Origin of the sequence: Rhodococcus sp. NPDC019647, from assembly GCF_044389235.1 — a bacterium.
Lineage (GTDB): Bacteria > Actinomycetota > Actinomycetes > Mycobacteriales > Mycobacteriaceae > Rhodococcus_F > Rhodococcus_F oxybenzonivorans.
On record NZ_JBIRXS010000039.1, the window covers coordinates 12358 to 35819 of the forward strand.

Here is a 23462-nt window from a genome sequence, read left to right on the forward strand (position 1 = left end):
TGTCGATCCAATTCGCGGTCACTGCTCTATGCCATCCTTTAAATCTTGCTTGTCGGTTTCGTGCAGGTCGGAACTGTGAGGATGTTCCGCGGCAGACGCCGCCTCGGCGGCGGCGGTACCTGGCCGGTTGCGTTGCACCCAGCCGTCAATATTGCGCTGCTTCCCACCGGAGACGGCGAGCGCCCCCGGGGGTACGTCGTACCGCAGCACGGTGCCGGCTCCGGTGTAGGCACCGTCACCGACCTGTACCGGAGCGACGAACATGGTGTCCGATCCCGTCCGGACATGCGACCCCACCACGGTACGGCTCTTGGCGACGCCGTCGTAATTGACGAACACACTGGACGCTCCGATGTTGCTGTGCTCGCCGATCGTGGCATCCCCGACGTACGTCAGGTGAGGAACTTTGGAATGCGCTCCGATCTCGGCGTTCTTCGTCTCGACGAAGGCGCCGAGTTTGCCGGACTCGCCGAGTACGGTGCCCGGGCGCAGGTAGGAGAAAGGGCCGACGGTGGCGCGGGCACCGATGTGTGCCTCGGTGCCATGGGTGCGAATGACGCTCGCTCCCTCGCCGACGGACACGTCGGTGAGCGTGGTGTCGGGGCCGATCACCGCATCTTCGCCCACCGTGGTGGTGCCGTGCAGCTGGACTCCGGGGTGAAGTGTGACATCGCGCCCGAGTGTGACGTCTACGTCGATCCAGGTGCTGGCCGGATCGATGACGCTGACTCCGTCGCGCATCCACCTCTCCACGGTGCGCCGATTCAGTTCGGCGGCGAGCCGCGACAGTTGCACGCGGTCGTTGGCGCCGCCTACTTTCGCGGCATCCGTCAGATGGGCGGCGACCACTGGCTTACCGGCCTCGCGGGCAATCTTCACGACATCGGTCAGGTACAGCTCGCCCTGCGCGTTGTCCGCGTTCAGCCGACCGAGGGCTGTGCGTAGGAATTCGGCGTCGAAGGCGTACACGCCGGAGTTGACCTCGGTGATCGCTGCCTGTTCCGCGGTAGCGTCCGCCTGCTCGACGATGTGGGTGATCTCGCCGTCGGACCGCCGGACGATTCGCCCGTATCCGGTGGGTTCGGGAGCGGTGAAGGTCAGCACGGTGACGGCCGTAGGTGCCGTCCCGCCGCGATGGCGCTCGAGAAGGGCCCGCAAGGTGTCGCCGTCCAGCAGTGGTACGTCGGCGGCGGTGACCAGCACGGTCCCCTGGAAGTCGGCGGGTAGCGCAGACAGGCCGCAGTCGACGGCGTGCCCGGTCCCGTTTTGCTCTTCCTGGACGGCGATGGCGATCGCGCGGCCGAGCGAGGCTTCCAGGGTGGTGACTGCGGCGCCGACACGCTCGCGATCGTGACCGACCACGGTGACGAGATGCGTGGGATCGACTTCGGCGGCCGCGTGGAGGGAGTGCGCCAGCATCGTGCGTCCCCCCAGGGTGTGCAGCACCTTGGGGATCTTCGACCGCATCCGGGTTCCTGCACCGGCGGCGAGGACGACCACGGCGGTCTGCACTGGCATGAAGCTCCCTCTGGTCGTTCTACTCTTGCTGCTCTCTGGGCGGCCGGCCCGGACAGCGCATTGCGCTTCAGGCTTCGCTCCGCCGCCAGGACTCGAACCTGAACTATCTGAACCAAAATCAGAGGTGCTGCCATTACACTACGGCGGATTGCCGCACTCGCGGGGTGTCACGCCCGTTTGCGCGAGAGAATCCTCGCATGCCGACCCGCCGTAGGTCGAACCGCTCCGGAAATTTGTTTCGGGCGTCCCGATAGAGTGGGTGCTACCTGCAGCGTTCTGCGCTGCCCGCGGCACTTGTTCCGTCGCGCGTGTGAGGAAAGGATGGTGCCTCGGTGCCCCGACCCACCGAAGTGGATGCGACCCCGGCGCGGGTGGCGCGCACCCGGATGACCGGCACTCAGCGCCGCGAGCAACTGATCGAGATTGCGCGCGCCCTCTTTGCCGAGCGGGGTTACGAGGCCACCTCGATCGAGGAGATCGCGCAGCGCGCGCACGTCTCCAAGCCGGTCGTGTACGAACATTTCGGTGGCAAGGAAGGCCTCTATGCGGTGGTTGTGGACCGGGAGATGTCGCGGTTGCTCGACATGATCACGTCCTCGCTGAAGCAGAACCGCTCCCGCGTGCGGGTCGAGCGGGTGGCGCTCGCCCTGCTCACCTACGTCGAGGAGCACACCGACGGCTTCCGGATTCTGGTTCGTGACTCGCCGATGGCTGCGCCGGACGGCACATACTCGAGTCTTCTGAACGAGGCCATCGGTCAGGTGGGGCACATTCTCGCCGGTGACTTCTCGCGGCGGGGATTCGATCCGGACCTCGCCCTGCTCTACGCACAGGCGTTGGTCGGCATGGTGTCGACCACGGCGACCTGGTGGCTCGACGAGCGCACGCCGTCCAAGGAGGTGGTGGCCGCACATCTGGTCAACCTCTGCTGGAACGGGTTGACCAACCTGGAAGCAGACCCGCAGCTCGGATCGGACAGGCCACAGCCTCCAGTCGGATGAACGGGTTCTCATTTCCCGACGCGCGGTCCAACACCGTCAGCCTCGAGCGTGGCGGGTGTTAGGGTTCGCAGCAGTTGTGTGCCCCCTCGGAGGGGTTGGTCGGGGAGGCAATCGATGGCGAGACAGGTTCGTGCAGAGGTCACTCGGGCATCAGTCCTGATGGCCGCGGCCGACGTGTTCGTGCGCCTCGGGTATGCGAATGCGGGTCTCAACGAGATCATCGAGCAGTCCGGTGTCACCAAAGGTGCCCTGTACTTTCACTTCAGTTCCAAGGAAGACCTCGCTCGGGGCGTGATCGACGAAGGTCAGGTCCGGCTCACTGCAGGAGTCACTTCCGTGAGCGACGGGCCCACGCCCGCGCTGGAGGCGCTCGTCGCACTCTCCTACGTCGCGATCGAGGCAGCCAGTTCTGATCCGATCGTGGCGGCGATGCTGCGACTTCAGCACGAAATCGGCGACTACCAGGGCACCGACGGCAATGTGGTGACCGCGTGGCAGCAGGCTTTCGAGCGGCTCGTCGGCAGGGCCGTCGACGAGGGTGACATTCGCACGGAAGAGGATGTCGCTCCCGAGACGCTCGCGACCTTTTTGCTCGGCTCGCTGTTGGGCACCCACGTGGTTGCCACTGCGACCAACGCGTTCGACGAACTCCCGCGTCGCATGGAGCGCGTCTGGTACTTCATTCTTCCCGGTCTCGTAGAGCCGTCCAAGCTCGTGTACTTCCGCCAGTTCGCGTCGCGTCGACTACTTCGTTGACAGGGGCAGGGGGAGTTGACCGGGACAGGGGAGTGGTTCCGCCAATGCCGAAGTATCCCAAGAGTGTTATGTGTGTCACATCCTCCACTGGTAGGAAAAGGCACCACTACAGTGCAGTGGACCCGCGGTCGGGGGCTCGGGTGATTTCGGAACCAATGAATCACCGCTCCCGGCCCGGCAATGTATGGTTGAAGTCCGTTCGCCTGAATGCAGGTGGAGCGAAAAGCGATAGTGTCGTTGTAAGCCCAGTGCGCCGATGATGCCGGAGGGTGCCCGATGCCGTTCGTCATCGTCGAACGTGAAGAAACGCTAGTTGCCGGATTGGCCGTGCGTAGTCCGAAACGTGCACTCGGTGAGGCGCGTGATCCAGCTCTCGAGAAGACGTGGTCCACGCTGCTCGCGCAGAATGTGGACCGCCCGCTTGCCTCCGCCTACGTCGACCACGCAGCCGACATCAATTCGTATTACACCCAGATCGTCGGGTACCAATGCTCCTCGCTCGACGAGGTGAAGCGGGGACACATCGTGTCCCGGCTGCCCGCGGGCACGTATGCCAAGTTCTCGTCGGTGGGAACCTTTCCCGACTTGTTCGACGCGCTGTGGGGGCAGATTCGTGAAGCGGAAGAGTTGAAACAGATCGAACGGTCCTTCACGGGCGATTTCGAGTTCTACCCGCACGCCTTCGGAATCGATCTGTATGTGGCCATAGTGCCACCCGCTACGAGGTAGGGCCGCAATGACTTTCGAGATCGTCAAGCGTGAGGCAGCCGACTTCGGTGGGTTGGTGCTTCCGCGTATGGAATTGGGCTCGACGGTGCATGCCACCGACCTGATGAAGTTCACCCGCGAGCGCATCCATCAGCGCGGAATCGACGATCTGACCACCGTCTATGTGGCCGTTCCCGACCTCGGGTGGAGCGCGGTCGTCGGATACCGGTGTGGCGGACTGGATGACCTCGCGATCGGTGACGTGCTGGTCCGTGTGCCGGCCGGATACTTTGCCAAGTTCCTACCGGACGGCCGGTCGTCCGATCCGATCGAGGATGTGTGGCTTCAGGCTGAAATAGCCGAGAAGGAAGGGCGCATCGAACGCGCCTTCACGGAAGAGGTTGAGTCTCTCCGTTCTCCGAGCAGCGTGGAGCTGTTCATTTCGCTGGCGTAATCCCAGAGTCGGTTATTGCCGGAAAAGACGGACCTGCAGTTTGTTTCAGGTCCGCTTTGTGGCATCGCAGGTGACAAATGGCTGGTGAGCGCGGAAAATAGCTCACTGCGGGACTGTGACCGGTGATCGTGTGTCCAGTTCTTGGGGTCTCTCGTAACCCGTGAGTCCCTCGGAACTGCTGCACCGACTCACGATGGGACACACCAATGCCTGTGAAGCAATTGTCGAAATCGCCCTACGAACTTCGCTCGACCGACACACCGCTAAACCGAACTCTGAGCGTCTGGGATGCACGATCTCAGTGCCGTTTCGTTGCAGCCCGGCCGTCGGCGGAGCCGCAACTCTGGGAAGCATATCTCGAGGGAGCGAAGGATGGCTATCGGAGGTACGGTGCCGAGAAAGCACTCGAGTACAGCCGGATTCGACACGGTGACACCACCGCGGTGTTCTTCGTCGCGCTGGATGCGGACGGTTCGGTGGCCGCGGGGGTGCGGGCACAAGGACCCTACGTCGCCGCAGGTGAGGCGCACGCAATAACGGAATGGGCGGGCCATCCCGGTGCCCCGGAGGTTCGCCGGATGATCGAGGATCGGTTACCGTTCGGGGTCGTCGAGGCGAAGGGCGCCTGGGTGTCGGAGAATGCGTCTCACCGGGGAGAACTGGGAGCGGCGCTCGGCCGTTTCGCGACTTATTCGATGGACCTTCTCGACGTGCAGTTCATGCTCGCCACGGCTGGCACCCACGTGCTGGCGACGTGGGCTTCGTCCGGCGGTGTGGTGGCCGACCATATTGCGCCGGTGCCGTATCCGGATGACCGCTACGAGACGCGGCTGATGTGGTGGGATCGGAGGAGGCGCCGGGGCCACGCCGAATCCTTGCAATTGGCCCAACTACTCCTCACGACGTCCCGACCGGCGCCTTCGATGGCGCCGGAGACCATCGGAAGCGTCGTCCGGCCGATGCGGAGCGTGTCGTGAACGATTTTCGCGGTGACTATGCCGCACTCGTCCTCGACGAGGCGGTTCCCGACGATGCGGAACTGCTGGAACTTCTCCGGCAGGATCCGGCCGTGCTGTTCGTCGATCGGCTGGAACTTCAGCGGGCGAATCTTCGCAGCCTCGTACCGGCCCCCGGGCCGGAAGTCACGGAGGAGCGTCCCGTCTGGGCCTACTACTCGTGGCGCAGAACGGTGGTACGTCTGCTCGGTCCGGCGTCGTTTCGGTTGCTGCGACTGGACAGGAATCGGAACAAGATCACGGCGGAGCAGCAGGACCGGTTACGGGGCGTGACCGTGGGGATCGTCGGCCTCAGTGTCGGGCACGCGGTGGCGCTCGCTCTCACCCTGGAAGGCGCATGTGGCGCTCTGCGGCTCGCGGACTTCGACACCATGGAACTGTCGAACTTGAACAGGGTGCCCGGAACGGTGCTCGACCTCGGCGTGAACAAGTCGGTGGTGGCCGCCCGTCGGCTCGCCGAGATCGACCCGTACATGGATGTGTCGCTGTGGGAAGACGGCGTGAGCACCGACACGGTGGCGGCGTTCCTGGACGGCACCGACGTCGTGATCGACGAGTGCGATTCCCTCGACGTCAAGCTGTCGCTGCGGCAGGAGGCGCGTCGCAGGCGGCTCCCCGTTCTGATGGCCACCAGTGACAGAGGGCTCGTCGATGTCGAACGTTTCGACCTCGAACCGGAGCGTCCGCTCTTCCACGGGGTGCTCGGGGACGTCGACGTCGATTCGCTGTCCGGTCTGGGGGCCCGGGAGAAGATCCCCCTGGTACTGCGAATTCTCGATGCCGGTCAGCTGTCGACGGCGATGGCGGCCTCGCTGGTGGAGGTGGACGAAACCATCTCCACCTGGCCTCAGCTGGGCGGTGACGTGCTGCTCGGTGGCGCCCAGGTGGCCGCGGCGGTACGGCGGATCGGGCTCGGACAGCCCCTCGCGTCGGGGCGGTGCCGCATGGACCTCGACGAGCACCTCGACACCCTGTCCGAGCCGGCGACCTCCGAGCCGGTGTTCGCGGCGGCGGCATCTGCGGAAGCCGGGGGTACGGCGCCCCTCGACCCGGTGGCCACGGTGGATGCAGTAGACGCAGTGCTCGAGTCCGCGGCCCTCGCGCCGTCCGGGGGCAACGTTCAACCGTGGAAGATCGTCGCGGACGACGAAGCGCTCAGCTTCTTCCTGGCCCGAGAGCACACTACCGAGATGGACGTCGGCTACCGCGGGAGTCTGGTGGCTATCGGAGCAGCACTGCACAACGCCCGAATCGCTGCGGCGGCGTCCGGGATCCTCGGCGACGTGCGGCTCCACAGCGGTACCGACCCGGGTCGACCGGTTGCCACGATGACGTTCGCCGGCGGCCACGACCCCGACCTGGCCCGTCGGTACGTGCACATGCGTGAGCGCACGACCAACCGGAATATGGGCGTCCCAGCCGACCTCGGCAATGCACTCGCCGCTCGCCTGGTGGAGGACGCCGAGAAGGAAGAGGGTCGGCTGCGCCTGGTCACCGAGCGAGCAACCGTGACGACCATCGGTGAGATCCTGGCGGAGTCCGACCGCATCCGGTTCCTGACTCCGACCTTGCACCGGGAAATGATCGACGAATTGCGCTGGCCACCCGCCGATCCGGTCGACGTGGGAATCGATGTCCGCGCTCTCGAGCTCGACTCCGCGGAACTGTCGACGCTGGAGTTGCTCCGTCGACCCGACGTGATGGAACACGTGGGCGGGCAGGACGGGGGCCGGGCGCTCGGCAATTCCACTCGCGACCGGGTGTCGTCCAGTTCGGCGATCGCGGTGCTCTCGGTGTGCGGCCGAGACGCGGCGGACTACGTGCGCGGGGGACAGGCCACCGAGAGTGTGTGGATCACGGCGCAGCAGCACGGGCTCGCGGTGCAACCCATCTCACCGGTGTTTCTCTATGGTGTGGAGCGGGCGGAGTTCGAGCACTTGTCGCCGCGCTATGCCGGGTCGCTGGAGGGTCTTCGACGCGAACTCGTCGACCTGGTCGGAGTGGGAGAAAAGGAGTCGCTGATCATGGTGCTGAGATTGAGTCATGCCCCAGCGCCTTCGGTGCGCAGTGCGCGTCGACGGGACCGGACAGGACGGCGGACGACGTCGTGACAGGAGGCGCAGTGCCTACCGAGAAGCACGCCGAGAAGCTTGACACCCTCGTGACGACCGTCGCGTCACGGCTCACGCCCGTGGATGCGGTGTCCTTCGTGCCCGTCGCCAAGCTGGTCCTCCAGGACCTGGTCGAGCACTTCGAGGTGGATACCTGTTTCCTTCGCTTCAACGACCACGAGCTCGGGGCGACCGTATTGGTGGCCGAATACCCCCCGCGCCCGCACATCCCAGAACCGGACCCGATCGGGGTGGTGTATTTCAAGGATGCGGATCCGATGTTCGCGCTGACCGAGCATCAGAAGGAAGTGGTCATCACCCGTCCGGAGGTGTCCGGGCCCGACTACAACGACCGTGTTCGGGAGGCGTCCGGAGTACCCGAGGTGTCGCTCGCGGCCGTTCCGTTGCTGTCGGGGGAGACGACGACGGGCACCCTCGGGTTCATCAAGTTCGGCGATCGCGACTGGACGCCCGCGGAGGTCGATGTCCTCAAGGCGATCGCCGCTCTGCTCGCACAGGTGCAGGCGCGTGTCGCAGTCGAGGAACAGCTGCGGTACTCGGCCGATCACGACTCCCTCACCGGGCTCAGTAACAGGCGCGCCCTCTACAGCCATCTCGACGCGCGGTTGAGTTCTGCGGATCCGGGCCCGGTGGCCATCCTGTTCCTCGACCTCGACCGGTTGAAGCCGCTCAACGACTTCTTCGGCCACGGGGCCGGTGACGGATTCATCTCCACGATCGCGGATCGGCTTCGGGCGAGCTGCGCACCCGACGACCTCGTCGCACGCCTCGGAGGTGATGAATTCGTCCTCGTCCTCGGCGGGTCCGTCGATCTCGCGGAAGCGGAACTGCAGGCACAGCACATCCGCGACGTGGTGACCGAGCGAGTGCGACTCGGGCGCGAGGTGGTCAGTCGCAGCGTCAGTATCGGTGTCGCGGCAGGGCATCCGGGCAAGGTGACGACGGGCGCATTGCTCAGCCGGGGAGACCAGGCCGTCATGGCCGCGAAAACCAAGGGCGGCAACGCTATCAGCGTGTTCACCGAGGAGATGCAGGCGGAGAGCGAAAAGCGCAACATGATCGAGTTGAGCTTGCGCGGCGCCATCGCCGACGGGTCGCTGTTCCTCGAGTATCAGCCGGAAGTCGACCTGCGCACCGGTCGCATCATCGGGGTCGAGGCGTTGGTGCGCTGGCATCATCCGTTCCTGGGCTTGCTGCAGCCGGTGTCGTTCATCGACGTCGCCGAGGCGACCAACCTGGCCGGGGAACTCGGTCGCTGGGTCATCAGAACCGCGTGTGCGCAGTGGTCACGGTGGAGTAGCCAGGCACCAGGCCTGGATCTCACCCTTCGCGTCAATGTCTCGCCCGGGCAGCTGGCCGGGCTGGACTTTCTCGACGTGGTCGCGAGTGCGCTGAAGGAGTTCGATCTGCGACAGGGTGCCTTGTGTCTGGAGATTACCGAGAATGCGGTGCTGAGTGACCTCACCCGAACTCGGGAGGCCCTCGACGGTCTGCACGAGCTGCACGTCGAGGTGGCGATCGACGACTTCGGTACGGGCTTCAGTTCGCTGAGTCACCTGAAGGCGCTCCCCGTCGGGACGCTCAAAATCGACCGGGGTTTCGTCATGAATCTGGACAAGAACCCGGAAGACAGGGCAATCGTGAAGTCGATCGTCGGGCTGGCCGAGTCGTTCGGTCTCGAGCTGGTGGCGGAGGGGGTCGAGAACGCCGAGGCGGCCCGAGCGCTCATCGACCTGGGCTGCCACCGAGGTCAGGGGTTCTTGTTCAGCCGCCCGGTGTCCGGGGCGGCGATCGGTGCACTGCTGGTCAAGGGCAGTATCGACGTCGCGATCTGACGGCCGTTCCTGTTTGCCCGGCCAGCGGGCAGACAAGAATCCGCATGTGGCCGGGATCGACTAGGCTGGCTCAGTCCGCAACTGGCCGAGCGCCTCGGCCCGAGCTGTTCGCCGGCAGTTCGTCATCACTGCTCAGGAGTTGTCGTTGTCTTCCCCGCTCATCGCCGCCGAGCCCTCGTCCGCTAGAACTCCGCTCGCCGGCCTGGCACGGATCGCTCTGGCCGACGGCGTCATCGCGCAAGTGGCCGAGGTACTCGGACGCAGTCATCTCGACATCGTCGCTCCCGGGCCCGTCCGCCCGTTCGTGGCCGCGGCGCTCGCCGAGCGCACCCACTTGTTGCTGGTCACCGCCACCGGCCGCGAGGCCGACGACCTCACCGCCGAACTTCAGGAGATGATCGGCGACGCCGTCGCCCAGTTCCCGTCGTGGGAGACCCTGCCGCACGAGCGGCTGTCACCGAGCGCCGACACCGTCGGCAAGCGCATCGAGGTTCTCCGCCGGCTGGCCCGCCCGGACGACGTCTCGTACGGTGCGCCGTTGCGGGTGATCGTCACCACGGTGCGCTCCCTCGTGCAGCCCATGGCACCCGGCCTCGGCGAGATCGAACCGATCACCCTGCGGGTGGGCGTCGAGCACGATTTCGACGGACTCGTCCAGCGGCTCGTCGAAATGGCGTACACCCGCGTCGACATGGTCGGCAAGCGCGGGGAGTTCGCCGTCCGCGGCGGCATCCTCGACCTGTTCTCGCCCACCGCGGACCACCCCGTCCGCATCGAGTTCTGGGGCGACGAGGTCACCGAGCTCCGTGCCTTCTCGGTGGCGGACCAGCGGTCACTTCCCGAAGTCGAACTCGACGCGGTGATCGCCCCGCCGTGTCGGGAGCTCATCCTCACCCAGGACGTGCGTGATCGTGCGGCGCAACTCGCGGCCGACAATCAAGCCGACGCCGCTCTCGTGGAGATGCTCGACAAGATGTCGGCGGGCATTCCGGTGGAAGGCATGGAGGCGCTGCTGCCGGTGCTGCGGCCGGGCCAACTGCAGCTCCTCACCGATGTGCTGCCGGACGACGCCCACATCCTGCTGTGCGACCCCGAGAAGGTGAGGACTCGTGCCACCGATCTCGTGCGCACCGGTCAGGAGTTCCTGGAGGCCTCGTGGACGGCTGCCTCGATCGGCGCTGACGCACCGCTCGACGCGTCGGCGTTGAAAGGGGGCGGTATCGACCTCGGTGCCTCCGCCTATCGTTCGCTGCGCCAGGTCCGGGACTCGGCGGAGGCCAGTGGCCGCCCGTGGTGGACTCTGAGCCCCCTCGCGTCGGGAAACGGTGAAGAACTCGAACTGGCGGTCACCGCGGCGCCCCAGGTGCGCGGATCCGACGATCTGCTGGCCGAGTTGTTCGTGTCCCTGCGTGCCCACGTGAGCACTGGTGGCCGCGCCGTCGTCGTCGTACCCGGTGCAGGCACCGCACACAGGGTTCTCGAGCGGCTGCACGAGGCGGAAGTCCCGGCTGCCGAACTCACGGCGGGTGGGGAGCCGCCGCGCGGGCAGGTGGCGGTGCTCCGTGGGGCGCTGCACGAGGGGCTGGTGCTGCCGGGTGACGACTCGACACCCGGACTGGTCATCGTCACCGAGTCCGATCTCACCGGTAACCGGGTTGCCGCCGTCGGCGACGGCAAGAGACTGCCCGCCAAGCGGCGCAATCAGGTGGATCCGCTCGCACTGACAGCGGGCGACATGGTGGTGCACGACCAGCACGGCATCGGACGATTCGTCGAGATGGTCGAGCGCACCATCGGCGGCGCGCGACGTGAGTACCTCGTGATCGAGTACGCCGCGAGCAAGCGTGGTCATCCCGGTGACCGCCTGTTCGTCCCCATGGAATCCCTCGATCAGCTCTCCCGTTACGTCGGCGGTGAGCTTCCCGCCCTGAGCAAGCTCGGCGGCTCCGACTGGGCAAACACCAAACGCAAGGCGCGCAAGGCAGTTCGCGAGATCGCCGGCGAACTCGTCCAGCTCTATGCGGCGCGTCAGGCGGCGCCCGGCCACGCTTTCGGGCCGGACACACCGTGGCAGAAGGAGATGGAGGACGCGTTCGCGTTCACCGAGACGGTCGATCAGCTGACGGTGATCAGCGAGGTCAAGGCCGACATGGAGAAGGCGGTCCCGATGGACCGCGTCGTCATCGGTGACGTCGGATACGGCAAGACCGAGATCGCGGTACGTGCTGCCTTCAAGGCGGTGCAGGACGGCAAGCAGGTGGCAGTGCTCGTGCCCACCACGCTTCTCGCGCAACAACATTTGCAGACGTTCACCGAGCGGATGGCAGCATTCCCGGTGAAGGTGCGCGGACTGTCCCGATTCACCGACCCCGGTGACTCCAAGGAGATCATCGCTGGGATGGCGGACGGCGAAATCGACGTGGTGGTCGGAACACACCGGCTGCTGCAGACCGGGATCCGGTGGAAGGACCTCGGCCTTGTAATCGTCGACGAGGAGCAGCGCTTCGGTGTCGAACACAAGGAGCACATCAAGGCGCTGCGTACGCACGTCGACGTGCTCACCATGTCTGCCACACCGATTCCGCGAACCCTCGAAATGAGTATGGCCGGCATCCGCGAGATGTCGACGATTCTGACGCCTCCGGAGGAACGGCACCCGATCCTCACCTACGTCGGTGCGTACGCCGACAAGCAGGTCGCCGCGGCAATCCGACGGGAACTGCTCCGCGACGGTCAGGTCTTCTATGTCCACAACCGGGTGAGCTCCATCGACAAGGCAGCGCAACGCATCCGCGACCTGGTGCCGGAAGCACGGGTCGCGGTGGCGCACGGCCAGATGAACGAGGACACGCTCGAGCGGACGGTGCAGGGCTTCTGGGAACGTGACTTCGACGTCCTGGTGTGTACCACGATCATCGAGACGGGCCTCGACATCTCCAATGCCAACACGCTCATCGTGGAACGCGCCGACTCCCTGGGTCTTTCCCAGCTGCACCAGCTGCGCGGGCGGGTCGGGCGTAGCCGCGAACGTGGGTATGCGTACTTCCTGTATCCGCCTGAGAAGCCGCTCACCGAAACGGCGTACGACCGGCTCGCTACCATCTCGCAGAACTCGGATCTCGGCGCCGGCATGGCAGTGGCGATGAAGGACCTCGAGATCCGTGGCGCCGGAAATGTGCTGGGTGCCGAACAATCGGGTCACGTCGCGGGTGTCGGCTTCGACCTGTACGTGCGCCTGGTCGGTGAAGCCGTCGAGGCCTTCCGTGCAGCAGCGGACGGAAGACCCGTCACCACGGAGGACGCGCCCAAGGAGGTCCGGATCGACCTCCCCGTCGACGCGCACATCCCTCCCGACTACGTCACCAGCGACCGTCTGCGGCTCGAGGGGTATCGCAAACTCGCCGCGGCGACGGATCATGCCGGCATTGCCGCTGTCGTGGACGAGCTCGTCGACCGGTATGGTCCGATGCCCGAAGAGGTACGCCGGCTGGTCTCCGTGGCCAAGCTGCGCCTGCTGTGCCGCGAATACGGTCTCGAGGAGGTCGCGGTGGCCGGCACTCAGCTGAAGATCGCACCGATGCCGCTGCCCGACTCGAAGCAGTTGCGCCTCAAGCGCATTTACCCGAGCGCCCAGTACCGGGCCACCACCGGAATGGTCCAGCTGCCGCTGCCGCGGGCCGGCTCGGGAGGTATCGGCGCCGACCGCGTACGCGACGTGGAGCTGCTGCAGTACATCGCCGACTTCATCGTCGCGCTCGACGGCAAGGCTGCCGGTTCCGTGGTGATGGAGGCCTGACCCTATGACGGTGATCCTGCTCGACCCCCTTCGGCCGTCAACGATCCCGATGGAAGCCCTCGGGGTGATCGGCGACGGCGTGCAGGTCACCGACGAGGTCCCCGACGGCGTCCGGCAGTTCCTCACTGTCGTGCCGAAATCGGATGTCCTGGTCACCACCGATCGCGAGCACCCCGCCGTCCGCGCCCGCGTGACAGGGGGAGATCGCGTCATCTCGGCGCCGAAACTATTGGGAGACAACCTGGTCGAGGCCGCCGAGGTGATGGACCGGCTCTGGAGTTACGGGGGCTGGGAAGTGACGCAAACCCACCGCAGCCTCGCGCACTATCTCGTGGAGGAGACCTACGAGGTGCTCGACGCGATCGAGTCTTCCGATACCGGTGAGCTGCGCGAAGAACTGGGCGACCTACTGCTGCAGGTGCTGTTCCATGCGCGGATCGCGTCGGCGTCGGGGAACTTCGACGTCGACGACGTGGCAGCCACTCTCGTCGCCAAACTCGTGCACCGCAGTCCCCATCTCAGCGAAGACGTCGTCGGCCCCGTCGACATTGCGGAGCAGGAACGTGCATGGGAGATCCGGAAGGCGGCCGAAAAAGCCCGCGAATCGTGCCTCGACGGCATCGCGCTCAGCCAGCCCGCCGCGTCCCTTGCGGCAAAGGTGATGGCCAAAGCCGCGAAGGCGGGGTTGCCGACGGAGTTGATACCCACCGAACTCGAGGCCGCACTCCACGCCCAGGCGGACGCGGAGACGACGCTGCGCGCGGTGACGGACGAGTTCATCGCGCGCATCCGCGCCGCCGAGAAAGCTGCCCGCGCCGAAGGCACCCAGGTACTCCAGCCGGGGGACTGGTCCGCCCACTGGCCGGCCTGAGTCCTGAATCCGTGGACCTAGTGCCTGCGCCGCACCGGCGAGACGGTCTGCGATGCGAACGACAGCGGCGCGGATCGGCAGCCGAGTTCGCACGCCCGGCGGATCCGGGCCACCACGGTCGCCGGGTCGTCCAGGTGTTTCCACGTCCAGCGCGCGACGGCGACCCCGGTCGCCCGGAGGTCGTCCTCGCGAAGCTTCTCCAGCCGCACCGACTCCGACTCCGAGCGTGTCGGGTGCAGCGAGTACTTCTCCATTCCGTCGAATTCACCGACGACTCCGTACTCCCGCCACAAGAAGTCCACCCGGCCGACCGGACGGCCGTCGAGGCCCGGCACCACCTGTTGCAGTTCGGGTGCCGGCAACTCTTCGCGATGAAAGAGCACGCGGCTGCGTGATTCACCGACACTGTCGCTAAGCCATTCATGAACGCGACTGCCCGCTCGGCACGCTTCGCGCCGGTGCGATGGTGTGCGCGGGCGACGGCGTCGGCGAGTTCGTCGTGGTCCGTCAGGCCGAGACGCAGTGCATGATCACCTGCCACGACTGCTTGCTCGAACGGAACGGTGCGAGCGAAATCGACGAGGGAACGCGGCACCGTCGTGACGAGTATGCCGTCGATCATGATGACCTCGTCGGGCAAGAACGGCGTGGCGTGCAGGTGGCGGCGGCGACTCTTCTTGCCACCCTGCGTGCGGTTGGCGGTCATGTGAACCAGCGCGAGGGGAACGTTCCACAAGTCGATTCCGTGGAGTGCGAGGGCAGACACATGACTCACCGCGGCGTCGGAATGCGATGCCACCGCTGTGGCGTGCGCGAGAACGCGATGTCGACCGACGGTGTCGAGTCGGGCGTCGTCGTCGCGGCGCAGGTACGTGCCTCGGCGCACGGTGAGTAGGTCACCGCGCCTGCGGATCGGTGGAGCTCACCGTCGGTATAGCCGTGATCGAGTGCCGTGCAGCGTCGGACGAGTCCCGCCGGTTCCGAATCCATGCAGTCAGCGTGCTCGTACTCAGGGGAGGGCGGAAGGTGCGGGTCGCGGGTTGTGGATAACTCCCGACATCCGCGGACTCAGTGCGCGCGTCGCGCCCGCGCGGAGTGGTGCGACGCGTACACAAACGGTGCGAATTGTGCTCCCGGCACGCGCGGACTTCTCGGACTACCGCTTCGCCATATGGATGATGGAATGGTGACCCGTTATCCCGCTGCGCCGAAGCGTCGTTCTCGATGGCCCCGAACCCTGATCGCCTTTCTCGCGGCGCTGGTGGTCGTGACGGTTGCCTACGGTGCCTGCTCGCGGGAGCAGGAGCCGCGTGTCGCGATACCGGAGGGCATCCCGCCTGGTCCGGGTGCGCCCACTCCGCCGATCGACATCGAGGCGCCGGGACGTAGTGCCGACCAGCTGCGCGGTTGGTCGGCAGAGTTGACGGACGCCGTGGGTATCGGCACAACCGCACTCGAGGCGTACGGCTACGCCGCGGCCGTTCTCGCCGCCACCGCTCCCGAATGCGGGATCGGGTGGACCACTCTCGCCGGAATCGCGAGCGTGGAGAGCAGGCACGGCACCCATCAGGGTTCCTCCGTCGCCCCGACCGGGCAGGTGACCCCGGAAATCCGCGGCATTCCCCTCGACGGAGGCCCAGGTGTGGCGGAGATTCCCGACACCGACCGTGGCGAATGGGATGGCGACCCCGTGCACGATCGGGCTATGGGTCCGCTCCAGTTCATTCCGGAAACGTGGAAGAGATGGGGCGTCGACGCCAACGGCGACGGTGTGGCCGATGCCGACAACATCGACGACGCGGCCCTGACGGCAGCCCGCTACCTGTGCGCCCGCGGCGGTGACCTCACCGAACCGGAAGGGTGGCAGTCGGCGCTGATGGCGTACAACCTGTCCGGCGAGTACCTCACCCTCGTGCGTGACCGGGCGTCGGCGTACTCGGTGGGAGTCCGTCCGTAACCTCGTTACCGGCTGGTCCATCAGGTGGGAATTCGAGCAGCACACCGGCGGATCACGGTGACCGAGGCGCGCCATCCCGCGCCCCCTACGCTGTGCCGTTACGCTGTGTGCTGGCACGATCTGGTGTCCTGGCACCATCGGACCGTCGGTGCACAGTGCGAAGCCCATAGAAGGAGAGTCTGTAAGTGTCCATCATTGAGCAGGTCGGAGCCCGTGAAATCCTCGATTCCCGTGGCAATCCCACGGTGGAGGTCGAGGTGCTGCTCGACGACGGAAGTTTCGCTCGCGCCGCGGTCCCGTCGGGTGCATCCACCGGTGAGCACGAGGCCGTCGAGCTGCGCGACGGCGGCGACCGCTACAACGGCAAGGGTGTCGAGAAGGCCGTCGAGGCGGTCCTGAGCGAGATCGCCCCGGCCATCATCGGGATCGATGCCACCGAGCAGCGCACCGTCGATCAGGCCCTGCTCGACGCCGACGGCACCCCGGACAAGTCCCGCCTCGGCGCCAACGCGCTCCTCGGCGCCTCGCTGGCCGTGGCCCGCGCGGCTGCCGACTCGTCGGGTCTCGATCTCTTCCGCTATGTCGGCGGCCCCAACGCCCACGTGCTGCCGGTCCCGATGATGAACATTCTCAACGGCGGCGCACACGCCGACACGGGCGTCGATGTCCAGGAATTCATGGTCGCGCCGATCGGTGCCGCCACCTTCAAGGAGTCGCTGCGCTGGGGCGCCGAGGTCTACCACGCGCTCAAGGCGGTGCTGAAGGAGAAGGGCCTGGCCACCGGCCTCGGTGACGAGGGTGGCTTCGCCCCCGACGTCGCAGGCACCAAGGAGGCGCTCGATCTGATCAGCGTCGCGATCGGCAAGACCGGCCTGGTTCTGGGAACCGATGTGGCACTCGCGCTCGACGTCGCCGCCACCGAGTTCTACACCGAGGGCGCCGGCTACAAGTTCGAGGGCAGTAACCGCACCGCGGCCGAGATGGCGGACTTCTACGCGGAGCTGATCGACGCGTACCCGCTCGTCTCGATCGAGGATCCGCTGAGCGAGGACGACTGGGACGGCTGGGTCGCCCTGACCGATCAGATCGGCAACAAGGTTCAGCTCGTCGGCGACGACCTGTTCGTCACCAACCCCGAGCGGCTCGAAGAGGGCATCGTCAAGGGTGCCGCCAACGCGCTGCTGGTGAAGGTGAACCAGATCGGCACGCTCACCGAAACGCTCGACGCCGTCGACCTCGCGCACCGCAACGGCTACAAGACGATGATGAGCCACCGGTCCGGCGAGACCGAGGACACCACCATCGCCGACCTCGCCGTCGCCGTCGGCAGCGGTCAGATCAAGACCGGCGCCCCCGCCCGCAGCGAGCGCGTCGCCAAGTACAACCAGCTCCTGCGCATCGAGGAGAACCTCGGCGACGCCGCCCGTTACGCCGGCGAGGTCGCTTTCCCGCGGTTCGCCTACGAGGGCTGATTCTCGGCTGTCGAGTAAAGGGGTATCTGGGTAGTGGCACAACGCGGTAGGCCGCGGTCGTCCGGAGCAAGTCCGGGCGGCCGGGCCGCCGGGCGTGGTGAACGGTCGCGGCGAACCCGGACCGACGGAGTCCCCGGTGGTGCACGGCGACCCCGCACCACCAAGTCGACTCCGCCGGGTTCCGCAGAGGGCAAGCCTGCAGCTCCCGACGGTGCCGACACCGGAAAAGTGCTGCCCGGTCGTGCCCGTCCTCGCAGGATCGGCGCCACCGGCGTAGCGGCCCGAATTCCCCGCTCCGAACACACCATTCTCGGATTGTCGACCGGCCGCGCCCTGATCCTCGTCGTGGTCGTACTCCTCCTCGCGCTGACCCTCGCGGTTCCGCTGCGGACATACCTCACCCAGCGAGGTGAGGCCGACCGGCTTGCCGCTGAACAGGTTCAGCTCGAGGAGGAGCTCGCCGAACTGCGTATTCTCGAGCAACGCTATTCCGACCCCGCCTACATCGAGGCGCAGGCACGCGGCCGGCTCCGCTGGGTCCGGCCCGGCGACACGCCGTACCAGGTGCAGCTGCCCGGCGACTACAAGGAACCGGAGAAACGGGAAGAGAAGGACGCCGAGATGGCGGGCCCCTGGTACTCCGACCTGTGGAAAACAGTGTCAGAACCTCCGGTAGCACCCGAGGCACAGCCCACGCCGGCCCCCGCTCCCGTGCCCCCGCCGCCCGCACCGCTAGAACCAGGAGAACCCACCGGGTGACCACTTCGTCCGACCCGTCCCACCCCGTGTCGCAGGAAGACCTCGACGCCGTTGCCGCCCAGCTCGGGCGCGAACCGCGTGGAGTGCTCGACATCGCATACCGCAGCCCCGACGGTCGCCCCGGTGTCGTGAAGACGGCGCCGAAGCTTCCCGACGGCACCCCGTTCCCGACGCTGTACTACCTCACCGACCCGCGGCTGACCGCAGAGGCGAGCCGACAGGAGTCGGCTGGCGTGATGCGGGAGATGACGGAGCGCCTCGCTTCCGATCCCGAGCTGGCGGCCGCCTACCGGCGGGCGCACGAGTCATACCTGGCAGAGCGTGACGCGATCGAATCGCTGGGAACCGACTTCACTGGCGGCGGTATGCCCGACCGCGTCAAGTGCCTGCACGTGCTGATGGCCCATTCGCTCGCAAAGGGTCCGGGGGTCAATCCGCTCGGTGACGAATCGGTCGCCCTCGCCGCGTCGGCTGCCGGTGGAAAGCTGAGGGGCACGGCCATTCCCGCGGACTGGCCGGGTATCGACGACCTCGAAAGCGCCGAACAGTGACGCGGGTAGCGGCCGTCGACTGCGGAACCAATTCGATTCGTCTACTCATCGCCGACATCGACACCGACGGCGCACTTCACGACGTGTGCCGTGAGATGCGCGTCGTCCGGCTCGGGCAGGGTGTCGACGCCACCGGTCGACTCGCACCCGAGGCCATCGAGCGCACGCGAATCGCACTCAGTGAATATGCAAGCCTGATCAGCGACGCCGGCGCGACAGCCGTCCGGATGGTCGCCACCTCCGCCACCCGGGACGCATCCAATCGAGAAGACTTCTTCTCGATGACCAGGGACGTGCTGGGGTCGGTGATCGCGGGCGCCGGAGCCGAGGTGATCACCGGGGACGAGGAAGCGCGGTTGTCGTTCAACGGTGCTGTGGGCGAACTCGATGCGGCGCAGGGTCCGTTCGTGGTGGTCGACCTCGGTGGCGGTTCCACCGAGGTGGTGCTCGGTGACGAGTCCGGCGTTCACGCGGCGTTCTCCACCGACATCGGCTGTGTGCGGATCACCGAGAGATGCCTGCACGACGATCCGCCCACCGCCGAGCAGGTCGACGCGGCACGCACCTTCGCGAAGGAGCGCCTCGACGAAGCATTCGCCCGTGTGCCCGTCGAGCAGGCCCGGACCTGGGTGGGCGTGGCAGGCACGATGACCACCATCGCCGCGCTGGCGAAGAAACTGCCCGAGTACGACGCCGAGCAGGTCCACCTCTCCCGCGTCCCGCTACCCCGGCTGCGTGAGGTCTGCGAGTCGCTGATCGCCATGACACACGACGAGCGGGCGGCACTCGGGCCGATGCACCCAGGCCGGGTCGACGTCATCGGCGGCGGTGCGATCGTCACCCTCGCACTCGCCGAGGAGCTGGAACGCAAAGCCGGCATCGACGAACTCGTGGTCAGCGAGCACGACATCCTCGACGGAATTGCGATGTCCATCGGCTGAGCTAATCTGATCTGCGCGACGTCGCCGAGGCACCACCTCGGCGACCAGCAGCCCCTATAGCCCAATTGGCAGAGGCAGCGGACTTAAAATCCGCACAGTGTCGGTTCGAGTCCGACTGGGGGCACGTAACTACTGTTTGATCACCTCGCGTAAGCGATTTCGCTTATTGGGCAGGCCCCAATGCGTCGGCGAGCATGTGCATGGCCGCGGTGGTGGAAAGCGCACGTACGCTTGCGCGGTCGCCGGGGAGCCGGAGTGTACGGGTGACGGTCGGTCGCTCCGTGGAGGCGATCGCGAAGCAGACAGTGCCGACCGGTTTGAGATCGGTGCCACCCCCTGGTCCTGCGATGCCACTGGTAGATACCGCGATGTCGACGCCCAGTCTGCTCAGCACGCCTTCTGCCATCATGGCCGCCACCCGCTCGCTCACGGCGCCGTGTTCTTCGATGATCTCGGCGGAAACGTCCAGAAGGTCCGACTTGACCGCGTTCGCGTAGGACACCACCGCGCCGATGACGTAGGCCGACGAGCCTGCGCGATCGGTGAGACGTGCGGCGATCATGCCACCCGTGCACGATTCTGCTGTGGCGATTCGATGGCCGGCCAACCGGTTCGCCACGATGTCGTCGATGGTGGACCCGTCAATCGAGAAGACCTGTGAGCCGTGATGTTCGTCGATAAGACCTGCGAGTTCCGTGTATGCGGTTGCCGCCGACTCTGCGTAGCGGGTCACCATTTCGAGCTCTCCGAGCCGCAGGCAGGTGGTGATCTCGAGGTCGTCGAATCCCGTGATCTGGCGCTCTGCGGTCCGCAGTGTCGCGGCGAGGTCGGCTTCGGACAGACCGTACGCGCGGATGGTGTTTTGACGGATCTGCGCGCGCTGGGCCAAGACCTCGACGATCGGCGCGCTGTCGAGTGCCGCTGGCCACATCGTCTGCAGTTCACGAGGCGGGCCGGGCAGTATCAGGACAGCGGGCAGTGTCCCGGAGTCGTTGGCAGGTATCGCGACACCGGGGGCGGTTCCGGTCGGAGGAATGGAATGCGCGCCCTTCGGAACCATTGCCTGCTTGCGGATACCTGCCCGTAGTGGCTCGGAGTCGGTTGCAGCACTCAGTCGGCTTCGCCATCGCTGCACGATTGCGTGGATGCGTTGCTCGAGTTTCTCGTCGAGGTGTAATTCGCGGCCGTACAGAGCGGCAACGGTCGCCACGGTGAGATCGTCGGCGGTCGGACCCAAGCCCCCGGTCGTGACGATCAAGTCGACGTGCTGATCCGCGAGAAATTGTAGTTGTGCGGTCAGGTCATCGGGCCGGTCACCGCAGATCGTGATGTGTGCGACGTCCACTCCCATTTCGAGTAGTCGCTGGGCCACCCACGGGCCGTTCTTGTCGGTGACTCGACCGGCCAGGACTTCTGTACCCGTGACCACCACACCTGCTCGCACAGTCATTTCTCGACCATACTTGCGACCGACAATCGTCGCGGACACCCGCACAGTTTGTTGCGCGAGGTGTCAGAAGTCGGTACGAACGGAGATGGATCGGCACGGACGAGCATGTACGAAATACGTTGCGAATAAACAGATATCGAGTCCAGTGGAGTTCACGCGGATCCACTTCCGGGGACTTGATCCGCACAGTGTCGGTTCGAGTCCGACTGGGGGCACAGTAAACGGCCAGGTCTCTGCGTAGGCCGTCAGGCCCCTTGGTGGTGCGGGCTGACCCGTGCGGCGGGGGCGTTCTGGGCGATGCGGGCGCGGACGCGGGCGGTGGCCTGCCAGATTCGGGTGGTGTCGGTCACGCTGATGCACTGCACACCCTGCTCGCGGGCGTGCTCGATGGTTCGTGCGTCGTGCGGTGAGCCGGCGGCGTCGAGTACGTCATCGGTGACGATCGCGCAGAGGGTGGGGCCGTCGATGGTCCGGACCGGCTCGAATCCGTCCGCCACCAGGGACTGCTTGACCATCGCCCACTGCGACACCTCGTTGTATCCGGTGGGGTTCCCGATGAAGAGAACCTTACGGGAGCGGCGGGCGCGGGCGGTATCGATATGAGTGACGGTCGACATGGCGGTGGGTTCCTGTCCGTTGCGGGATTCCATAGAGAGAATCCGCGTTCACACCTATTTCGTTACGCCCCGCCCGGGAAATATCTGGCTCAGCCCGCTCACCAGCGGTTTGTTGATCGCATGTCAGCTTCCGAACGGGTTCCCGGAGCCGCCGGACCCCGGCGTTCCGGTCACGGTGACGGCGACGGGCGTCGCGGTGCCGGTGGTCATCGGGGGAGTGGTACCCCACTGCTCGAACGCCGGCACGCTCGAGCAACTCCACTGCACCGTGTAGTCGCCGGGCTCGACGGCGGCCTTCAGGTCGACGTCGTCTCCGTCCATCACGATGGTGGGGCCGACCGTCGCCACAGCAACGGTGCCGTCTTCGGGTACGACGGCCATGATGCAGACGACGGCCCCGGGGGCGTCGTACCGCACTCCCATCACCACCGCATTGTCGTCTCCGACGATGTCGACCGTGACGTCGTCGGGTTCCGCGGACGCGGTCGGTGCTACAAAAAGGCCGAGGGCGGTGACGGCGGCGGCGATTCCTACGGATCGGGCGGCAAGAGGAACGTTCATCGGTGTGTCCTTCCGGAGAACTCGGTGACCGGGACGAGACGAGACGAGAACCACCGGGAGTATGTCATCTCGAATTCGGCTTCGCTGGATGTACGAACAACGGCACGTAACGTTCCGCGGAGGTCGACCGACCAATCGAGTAGCTGCGCCGTTCGTGCGTGGGACCCGATACTGCTGAGGTTGACCTGGTGAAGACGCTCTCGATCGTGGTGCCTGCCCTGTTGCTCTGTCTCGTCGGCTGCAGTGGTCAAAACGATCCCCGCGCGATTCCCGCGGCCACAACCGTGCCACCTCCGAGCTCCTCCGTCGCCGCCCAGGTGCAGCCCGTCCCGGTGCAGCCGCCCCCGGCTGCGGCCCTTCCGCCGACGCCGAAATCCCTACCCGACAATGGGACCTTCAAGGTCGGCGCCGACATTCAGCCCGGCGAGTACGTCGTCAGTCCGACTGCTTCGCACGGGTACTGGGAACGGTTGTCCTGCCTGACGGGCGACTTCGAGTGCATCATCGCGAATGGCATCGTGCAGGGCGACGGCTACCTGACGATTCTCCCCGGTGACGTCGCGGTCACCGTTCAGAATGTGCGCCTCACTCCGAGCGCGAATCCGGCCAGAACCGGTGCGCCGCCGCCACAGTCGTCGGGGACGGACGGTCAGGGATTCGTGGGGGTGTCGGGTGCGCGCTGCAACTCGTCGAACCCGGCGGTGGCGCTCGGCCGCACCACACAGTCGCTCGTCGTCATTTGTGAGACCGGCGTGGGCCGGCTCTACTACAAGGGTGTGCGACTGAGTGACGGGGCATCCGTCGAGATCGACGATCCCGTGCGCACCGCCACCGGTTTCGCGGTCACCAATGCGGGTGTGCAGTATTCGCTGTCTCCGGACGCTCTCGTCATCACCGAGGGGTCGAACCAACTCGCAAGCGAACCGATGCTGGAGTACTGGGCAGAGTAGGTGCGCTGAAGGCGTGTGCGGCAAACGCGGTAGGTGAGCGGATCCCACCCCTGGGGTTGCTTAAAACCGTGCGCCGCAATCGGCACAGTAGTACCTGTCAGCAAGACACCTACCCGA

The 23462-nt window shown here is 66.2% G+C and carries 21 protein-coding genes and 2 tRNA genes; 17 read left to right on the plus strand and 6 right to left on the minus strand.

Annotated features, from left to right (window positions below; genetic code table 11):
• Positions 1–18: 18 nt before the first annotated feature.
• Both glmU and ACH49N_RS35440 read right to left on the minus strand, forming a co-directional pair.
• A complete protein-coding gene (glmU, locus tag ACH49N_RS35435) occupies positions 19–1518 on the minus strand; it encodes a bifunctional UDP-N-acetylglucosamine diphosphorylase/glucosamine-1-phosphate N-acetyltransferase GlmU (RefSeq protein ID WP_250776421.1) in 1500 nt (499 codons plus the stop codon).
• 77 nt (positions 1519–1595) lie between these two features.
• Positions 1596–1666 (minus strand) — tRNA-Gln (locus tag ACH49N_RS35440).
• Positions 1667–1904: 238 nt separating this feature from the next.
• Between ACH49N_RS35440 and ACH49N_RS35445 the strand changes: the two genes are divergently transcribed.
• The 9 genes from ACH49N_RS35445 to ACH49N_RS35485 all read left to right on the plus strand — a co-directional run bounded on the left by ACH49N_RS35445 (position 1905) and on the right by ACH49N_RS35485 (position 14087).
• Complete coding sequence (locus ACH49N_RS35445; protein WP_230990262.1) at positions 1905–2519, plus strand: TetR/AcrR family transcriptional regulator; 615 nt, start codon at positions 1905–1907, stop codon at positions 2517–2519.
• A gap of 114 nt (positions 2520–2633) precedes the next feature.
• Positions 2634–3275 carry a ScbR family autoregulator-binding transcription factor gene (locus ACH49N_RS35450; protein WP_159925170.1) on the plus strand — a complete coding sequence of 214 codons (642 nt, stop codon included), beginning with the start codon at positions 2634–2636 and terminating at the stop codon, positions 3273–3275.
• Positions 3276–3551: 276 nt separating this feature from the next.
• Positions 3552–4004, plus strand: coding sequence for a GyrI-like domain-containing protein (locus ACH49N_RS35455; RefSeq protein ID WP_109332285.1), 453 nt, complete (start codon positions 3552–3554; stop codon positions 4002–4004).
• Positions 4005–4011: 7 nt separating this feature from the next.
• Positions 4012–4437 (plus strand): hypothetical protein, encoded by a 426-nt coding sequence (locus ACH49N_RS35460; protein ID WP_159925172.1) that lies wholly within the window; start codon positions 4012–4014, stop codon positions 4435–4437.
• 206 nt (positions 4438–4643) lie between these two features.
• Positions 4644–5414 carry a hypothetical protein gene (locus ACH49N_RS35465; protein WP_250776420.1) on the plus strand — a complete coding sequence of 257 codons (771 nt, stop codon included), beginning with the start codon at positions 4644–4646 and terminating at the stop codon, positions 5412–5414.
• Positions 5411–7564 carry an Rv1355c family protein gene (locus ACH49N_RS35470; RefSeq protein ID WP_358277036.1) on the plus strand — a complete coding sequence of 718 codons (2154 nt, stop codon included), beginning with the start codon at positions 5411–5413 and terminating at the stop codon, positions 7562–7564. Before ACH49N_RS35465 ends, ACH49N_RS35470 begins: the two co-directional genes overlap by 4 nt.
• Before the next feature lie 11 nt (positions 7565–7575).
• A complete protein-coding gene (locus ACH49N_RS35475; RefSeq protein ID WP_358277037.1) occupies positions 7576–9420 on the plus strand; it encodes an EAL domain-containing protein in 1845 nt (614 codons plus the stop codon).
• Positions 9421–9565: 145 nt separating this feature from the next.
• Positions 9566–13216, plus strand: a complete 3651-nt coding sequence (gene mfd / locus ACH49N_RS35480; protein WP_358277038.1) for a transcription-repair coupling factor — start codon at positions 9566–9568, stop codon at positions 13214–13216.
• Between the two features lie 4 nt (positions 13217–13220).
• On the plus strand, positions 13221–14087 hold the full coding sequence (locus ACH49N_RS35485) for a MazG family protein (protein WP_358277039.1): 867 nt from the start codon (positions 13221–13223) through the stop codon (positions 14085–14087).
• Between the two features lie 17 nt (positions 14088–14104).
• Here ACH49N_RS35485 and ACH49N_RS35490 read toward each other — a convergent pair whose 3' ends face one another.
• Positions 14105–14470: a hypothetical protein gene (locus ACH49N_RS35490; protein ID WP_358277040.1), complete on the minus strand. Its 366-nt coding sequence runs from the start codon at positions 14468–14470 to the stop codon at positions 14105–14107.
• Positions 14471–14550: 80 nt separating this feature from the next.
• Between ACH49N_RS35490 and ACH49N_RS35495 the strand changes: the two genes are divergently transcribed.
• The 7 genes from ACH49N_RS35495 to ACH49N_RS35525 all read left to right on the plus strand — a co-directional run bounded on the left by ACH49N_RS35495 (position 14551) and on the right by ACH49N_RS35525 (position 19891).
• Positions 14551–14982: a hypothetical protein gene (locus ACH49N_RS35495; RefSeq protein ID WP_358277041.1), complete on the plus strand. Its 432-nt coding sequence runs from the start codon at positions 14551–14553 to the stop codon at positions 14980–14982.
• A gap of 291 nt (positions 14983–15273) precedes the next feature.
• On the plus strand, positions 15274–16044 hold the full coding sequence (locus ACH49N_RS35500) for a lytic transglycosylase domain-containing protein (RefSeq protein ID WP_374435469.1): 771 nt from the start codon (positions 15274–15276) through the stop codon (positions 16042–16044).
• A gap of 185 nt (positions 16045–16229) precedes the next feature.
• On the plus strand, positions 16230–17516 hold the full coding sequence (gene eno, locus ACH49N_RS35505) for a phosphopyruvate hydratase (RefSeq protein WP_159925184.1): 1287 nt from the start codon (positions 16230–16232) through the stop codon (positions 17514–17516).
• Positions 17517–17549: 33 nt separating this feature from the next.
• The gene (locus ACH49N_RS35510; RefSeq protein WP_358277042.1) at positions 17550–18275 is read left to right on the plus strand and encodes a septum formation initiator family protein; all 726 of its coding nucleotides are present in this window, start codon (positions 17550–17552) and stop codon (positions 18273–18275) included.
• Positions 18272–18826 carry a DUF501 domain-containing protein gene (locus tag ACH49N_RS35515; RefSeq protein ID WP_109332261.1) on the plus strand — a complete coding sequence of 185 codons (555 nt, stop codon included), beginning with the start codon at positions 18272–18274 and terminating at the stop codon, positions 18824–18826. Before ACH49N_RS35510 ends, ACH49N_RS35515 begins: the two co-directional genes overlap by 4 nt.
• Positions 18823–19767 carry a Ppx/GppA phosphatase family protein gene (locus ACH49N_RS35520; protein WP_250776412.1) on the plus strand — a complete coding sequence of 315 codons (945 nt, stop codon included), beginning with the start codon at positions 18823–18825 and terminating at the stop codon, positions 19765–19767. The genes ACH49N_RS35515 and ACH49N_RS35520 overlap by 4 nt, the downstream gene beginning before the upstream one ends.
• Positions 19768–19817: 50 nt before the next feature.
• Positions 19818–19891, plus strand: a tRNA-Leu gene (locus tag ACH49N_RS35525).
• A 39-nt stretch (positions 19892–19930) separates the two neighbouring features.
• Here ACH49N_RS35525 and ACH49N_RS35530 read toward each other — a convergent pair.
• From ACH49N_RS35530 to ACH49N_RS35540, 3 genes are all read right to left on the minus strand, one after another.
• Positions 19931–21217, minus strand: coding sequence for a competence/damage-inducible protein A (locus ACH49N_RS35530; protein ID WP_250776330.1), 1287 nt, complete (start codon positions 21215–21217; stop codon positions 19931–19933).
• Positions 21218–21462: 245 nt separating this feature from the next.
• Positions 21463–21834: a hypothetical protein gene (locus ACH49N_RS35535; RefSeq protein WP_250776329.1), complete on the minus strand. Its 372-nt coding sequence runs from the start codon at positions 21832–21834 to the stop codon at positions 21463–21465.
• Positions 21835–21957: 123 nt separating this feature from the next.
• Positions 21958–22395 (minus strand): hypothetical protein, encoded by a 438-nt coding sequence (locus ACH49N_RS35540; protein WP_250776327.1) that lies wholly within the window; start codon positions 22393–22395, stop codon positions 21958–21960.
• 188 nt (positions 22396–22583) lie between these two features.
• On the opposite strand from ACH49N_RS35540, the gene ACH49N_RS35545 reads away from it, so the two are divergent.
• Positions 22584–23345, plus strand: a complete 762-nt coding sequence (locus tag ACH49N_RS35545) for a hypothetical protein (protein ID WP_250776325.1) — start codon at positions 22584–22586, stop codon at positions 23343–23345.
• Positions 23346–23462: the final 117 nt, after the last annotated feature.